Raw genomic sequence first — 747 nt, forward strand, 5'->3', positions numbered from 1 at the left:
GGTGCACATAATGCCCAACTGCAGAATTCTTTAAGAAAGTTTTACATAAAATGTTAGCGATTGTCCGACAAAAAATGTAAGTTTATTAGTGTTCAAAAAATAAGACTTACAATGGAGACAATCGCTAACATTTGCAAAGGTACAGAAAATTTAGGAAACAACCAAACGGATTTAAAATTAAATGCTTTTGAAGTGGGAGAAAACCTCGTTGCTTTCCTCATCCCCCACTTTGCTAATTTCGTTATAATCAACTATACCATCACAGAGGATGAAGTGGCACTGACGCTAAAAAGCAAGTCTACTTGCGCTTGCTGTGATCGTTGCCATATCGAGACACATCATACCCGTGGCTGGCAAAAAAGGAAAGTAACCATGCCTCCGCTCGGTGGAAAACGTTTTACACTGATTTTGTATATGCGTAAATTTCACTGTAAGGCCGATGGTCATTTCTTTACAGAGCAACAGCCCGATTGGCTCAACAAGTATGCTAGATTTTCCATTGACTGTACAAGACTAATGAACCAAGTGCACTTACAGATGTCATCAGTCTCAGCTTCCAGAATATTGTCGGATATGGGAATACATTGCTGCCCCAACACATGTATCAATCATCTCAAGAATATAAAACTAGCTTCAGATAGGACGGCAACCAACATTGGTATAGACGATTTTGCTAAAAGGAAAGGCTATTCGTATGGTAGTGCCATAGTCAATAATGACAGTGGTCAAGTGTTGGAATTGATTGAT

The 747-nt window shown here is 39.1% G+C and carries 1 protein-coding gene; it reads left to right on the forward strand.

Going from position 1 to position 747, the window contains the following annotated elements; genetic code table 11:
• Window positions 1-111: 111 nt before the first annotated feature.
• The coding region (locus RF644_RS18700; RefSeq protein ID WP_368797660.1) for a hypothetical protein at window positions 112-747 on the forward strand (636 nt) is incomplete at its 3' end.

This window comes from Kocuria sp. CPCC 205258, assembly GCF_040981005.1.
GTDB lineage: Bacteria > Actinomycetota > Actinomycetes > Actinomycetales > Micrococcaceae > Kocuria > Kocuria rosea.